The following is a 4,506-nucleotide window of genomic DNA, read 5'->3' on the forward strand; positions in this document are numbered from 1 at the left end:
ATCTCTCAAGAAAAGCAGCCGTTTACAATAAACAAAAATTACATTTTACTCTATACATTTTTTGAGTCCAAATGAAATGTTAGCGTTTAATAAAAATTTTTATATATCAAATTCTTAAAAAAATCACAGCCTTTCAAATATTGTTCGGGTATTGAATCCGAACAAACGCTCATGCATTCTATAGGCGTATTCATCGGTCATATTCGCCAAATAATCACACACCACTCGATAGGCTTGCATTTCATCCTCTGCTTGTTTAAACAACTCTCTGTTGTTGTTATCTAACAAGCTTGCCGGATTTGAGCTGATGGCATCAAATAATCGGAGAACTACCGTTTGTCCGCCATACTCAAAGGTTCGCGCCTCTTGCGAATCAATAACATTATGATAAATGCATTTCATTAAATAGTGTAACAAGGCCGATGCTTCAGGTATCAAGGCTATATTAAATTTTAATAAATTATTCTCAAACTGCTCGTTAGTGGTAACAATTTGTGTCGATGTAATGAAGTAATTAACCATTTCCCCTATAGTTTGTTTTCTTAAACACAATTCATTGGAAAACAACGAGTTGATTAGGCGATCCTGATGTTTGGAAAGTGAGGTATTGCCTAGCAATTGTCTGAATTCAGCAGTGTCCAGATGTGATGCATTAATTAATCTTAAATGTATTGCATCCTCCAAATCATGAACGCCATAGGCTATATCATCTGCTGTATTCATAATGGAGCAATCAAAACTATGGTAAGCTGATTTGCCTGACTTGGTGTCTTGTGGTTCTTTTGATAGTGATTGGAATAAGATCCTATCTTTTTCTGTTAACGGGGATAATAACCAATCGATTTCTGGTTGCTCACAATCAAAATAAGCCTTAGGTGGAAGCCAATCGTTAATTTTAATGGTTTTATGTATGGAGTCATGAATAGGAGGAAGCGTTCGGGCGACAACATTCGAACGTTTTACCGGATATTTGAGAATACCCAGTAATGCGCGTCGGGTTAAATCAAGGCCAAATCCACCATAGCTGGTTTCAACTTTGGTGAGTAATCGTAGCGTTTGGCCATTGCCTTCGAATCCACCGTAATCACGCATCATGTAATTTAAGGCAACTTCACCACCATGTCCAAATGGAGGATGTCCGATGTCATGGAGAAGACATATAACACTGATTAGATCATCATTCGGTAAGAGGTTGGCCAATAGCGAAGGTTGATTTTTGCTGGTAATCAGATTACGTACTATGCTCTTACCTATAGAATCGACCTCCAGTGAGTGAGTTAATCGAGTGCGGTGAAAATCACCTTCATCGGTACCCAGAATTTGTGTTTTTCTTTGCAGTCGCCTAAATGCAGGACAGTGAATGACTCGAGTTCTGTCGCGCTCATAAGGATCTCTATGATCTTGAGAACCTCGTTGATTGGTTTGACCTGAACGTCTATGAGTCCACATAAAATTCACCATCAGAACGAAAAATGGATACTTTATGTCATAGTGTGTTGTGAAACAACATGGATTAAAGTTTTTTTTTATTTTGTAGATAACAACAAATAAGAGGAGAAATAAAAATTATAAATCAGGGAGTATTATGATGAATAATAAAATAAAACTATTATTTGTGGGGATAAGCATCTGTAATTTATCGTCTTGTATGGTTTATAAAGACTACAATAAAGTAAGTTATCGGACCTATGCTTATGATCAAACCCAGTTATATCCTCAAGCCGATTATCGAATGTATAACTACGGTTACGTTAATCAAAATACACCTGTACAAGGAAATGTTAATGTACCTGATTCATATCATGTCGGTGAGTATCATTCACCAGTATCATTTAAAGACAGGGATAGAAACTGGGTGAGCAGCCAGAATCCTCAGGGGTATACTATTCAAGTAGCTGATGATGAGAAAGCTTCCAGAGTGGCACAGAAACTCTATAAAGCTCCTAAAAATGATCGTATGGCACAAATAAAATATCAGCGTAATGGTAAGTCATATTATAAAGGGGTATATGGAACTTATAGCAGCCAGGAAGCTGCTCAAAAAGCACTGGATGAACTTCCTCCAGATATTAAGCAGGGTGCAGGAGTTACTCCTTGGGGTAACATTCAAAATAATTTAAATGAATAATATTCGACTTTAGTTATTTTTACGTATCCTCATGGCGCGACTATGTGATCCACAAAGGAGGTTATTTGTATTTGTCAAATTTCGTAAACTAGTATGCTTTAATAAATTGACTATGGAAACTGTGGTCGATAATGCGAGAGACACTGCCATTAAATTTAAAAAAATACGGTCATCCTGAGCATTAGCTAAGGATGACGGTTAATGGTAGTGTACAGAGGAAAGTAGGTGACACAAAATTTCTAAAGTTGATACCATTCAGTGGCCTCCTCCATAATCTGAATGATAATAATTCTGTTATAGCTGTAATTTTTTGTCTAATTCTTTTGCAATTAGTTCCGGCTCATGGGGAGCAGGCAAGGCAAAAAGACTATAGTTTTTACATAAACCAAAACTGAATACGGTAATTAGAATATCTGTTATTTGTTGCAGTATATTTAAAAGGTAATCACCCCAGCCCAGCTCTTTTTGTAATAAAGGCATGGAATTTGTTATTTCCTTATGAGCTTTTATTCTAAAGTCGCTTAGTGCTCTATCTGTTGGTTTTTTTAATGCCTCTATCCTGAACTGTTCTAGTTTACACAATAATTGTGTTGCATGCTTTTGGGCTTCAAAATATTGGGGTTCAAGTGAGTCTATTTTTTGTTTGAAGTTCCTTAAAATTACTCGTATCGATTCAAATTTATTTAGTAATCGTTCATCATTTATTCGTTGCACATTGTCTTGCCGTGCCTGGTATTTTGCTGCGTCAATAAGAGATTCTTTAATTAATGGATATACTTCAGGACAACTTAACATAAAATCGTGTAAAGAAAATGTGCCTTTTGGTTCCCCTAAAACAGTCTGAATTGAATTAGTAACCTTCTCAAGATAAAACACACTCATTATTTCAGTAAGGGTATGGCCGCCTTCAAAATAAATAAAAACAGCAGAAATCATTAATAAATATTGTTTTAAAAGTTTAAAATGTTCTTGATGGCTCTGCTCATTTGTTAAATGACTTGGTTTATATAAACCGGTTTGTATTCCTTTCATGAAAAAAAGTACCGCATTTATCTCAAGTAACATAGAACCTGATAATCCATTGACGTATAAGCTATTATATGGATTTGAAAAGGCCTGATGTAGCCAATTTTGAGGGTCATTACGAACTTCTTTCGGATGGCTCATATAGAGTCTGTCTGGGCATCGAGTTTCAGATGATATAAGTTTTGGTCTTCTCATATCATAGGGAGTTTTATCTATGGATCTCATAATACCTAAATGATAACTTGGTTCATCTTGATTAAAGCCATAACCAGTTACTCTCCCGCGTTTTTGATTAGAATAAAAATGGCTGTTTTCAGTGTAGCATTTTATATAACCAGTAGGATGGAATGTTTTATAACTATCTAATCTTGCTAAGGAATGAGTTAGATAATGGAGATCAAACAAATCTAAAAGAATATTATTACTGTTAAAATGCCCATGGTTTATTAAAACAATAAGGTTTTTTCTTAATAAAGCATAATGAGCTAAATTGTCATCTGTTACCTGTTTCCCATCTTGAGCAGCATGCCATTCTTTGAGATAAGGGTGCTCTCTTGTATATTGGCTTATTAGAAAAGCTTTCATCTCAATAATAAATGTTTTTAATGAGGCAGAGTTCTGCGCTTCAAAAAAATCAATTATTTTCCTGGCCCAAAGACTTTCGAAATACCGTCGAGAGTTATCATTATATGCATCAATAATATCTGAGTCATCAGAGCTGAACATTTTTTCATCATTTTGTAGTGAGGGAGTCGATAATATGTTCGTGAATAGTTCAGTAAATTGAGCTTCGGTTAGTTCATAATTATTTTTAATGATTGTATCGAGCAGTTCTTGAAATGGCGTTTTCTTCCTTGATGGTAATCTATGCATACCTATATAACGGACAATATTATTGTCGATAGCTTCGAGTGTTTTCTTTTTTCCGGGTATGAATTCTGAGCCATTTCGTAATTTCATGCCAAAATACCTTAATAAATACAATCTACTCTAAGTTGTCCGTCGCATTGTATCAAATAAAGACGCGATGGTCACCATGTGTTCAATTAATGTTCGTGGTGATAGACAATTTAATCTCGAGCCTAAACTTGATAAAACAATTGTTTAATACTCTGCTAATAATTGTGATCTATAATTTAAAAACTATTTGGTTTAAAAATAAACATCAAGGCGTCATGTCAATAATCTCGGTTAGTCAGGCTGAATGGAATTTTGCAAAAATAAATTTAACACAGGCTCCTAATGGAACAAAAATAGCGCATGATGAGCTTCCTGAAACATTCAGCTCAAGGCATTCATTTATTAACTCACCTTACGCACAGCACCTTGCCTCCTAACTAAAACTCATTAAA

4 protein-coding genes are annotated in these 4,506 nt (G+C 35.1%); 2 read left to right on the forward strand and 2 right to left on the reverse strand.

Going from position 1 to position 4,506, the window contains the following annotated elements:
• Nucleotides 1-123 precede the first annotated feature (123 nt).
• Entirely contained in the window at nt 124-1,449 is a 1,326-nt protein-coding gene (locus Q0495_RS11240; RefSeq protein ID WP_298626258.1) for an anti-phage deoxyguanosine triphosphatase, read from the reverse strand.
• A gap of 136 nt (nt 1,450-1,585) precedes the next feature.
• Between Q0495_RS11240 and Q0495_RS11245 the strand changes: the two genes are divergently transcribed.
• Nucleotides 1,586-2,128 carry an SPOR domain-containing protein gene (locus Q0495_RS11245; RefSeq protein ID WP_298626260.1) on the forward strand — a complete coding sequence of 181 codons (543 nt, stop codon included), beginning with the start codon at nt 1,586-1,588 and terminating at the stop codon, nt 2,126-2,128.
• A 294-nt stretch (nt 2,129-2,422) separates the two neighbouring features.
• Here the strand turns inward: Q0495_RS11245 and Q0495_RS11250 are convergent, their stop codons facing one another.
• Nucleotides 2,423-4,114, reverse strand: coding sequence for a hypothetical protein (locus Q0495_RS11250; protein WP_298626262.1), 1,692 nt, complete (start codon nt 4,112-4,114; stop codon nt 2,423-2,425).
• A 215-nt stretch (nt 4,115-4,329) separates the two neighbouring features.
• Between Q0495_RS11250 and Q0495_RS11255 the strand changes: the two genes are divergently transcribed.
• Complete coding sequence (locus Q0495_RS11255) at nt 4,330-4,491, forward strand: hypothetical protein (protein ID WP_298626265.1); 162 nt, start codon at nt 4,330-4,332, stop codon at nt 4,489-4,491.
• Nucleotides 4,492-4,506: the final 15 nt, after the last annotated feature.

The organism is uncultured Legionella sp. (assembly GCF_937871865.1).
In the GTDB taxonomy this organism is placed as follows: Bacteria; Pseudomonadota; Gammaproteobacteria; order Legionellales; family Legionellaceae; genus Legionella.

Bases quoted from the DNA above. Each gene is read 5' to 3' on its own strand.
- Q0495_RS11255 (WP_298626265.1), top strand. From the start codon at position 4,330: ATGTCAATAATCTCGGTTAGTCAGGCTGAATGGAATTTTGCAAAAATA.
- Q0495_RS11250 (WP_298626262.1), bottom strand. From the start codon at position 4,114: ATGAAATTACGAAATGGCTCAGAATTCATACCCGGAAAAAAGAAAACA.
- Q0495_RS11245 (WP_298626260.1), top strand. From the start codon at position 1,586: ATGATGAATAATAAAATAAAACTATTATTTGTGGGGATAAGCATCTGT.
- Q0495_RS11240 (WP_298626258.1), bottom strand. From the start codon at position 1,449: ATGTGGACTCATAGACGTTCAGGTCAAACCAATCAACGAGGTTCTCAA.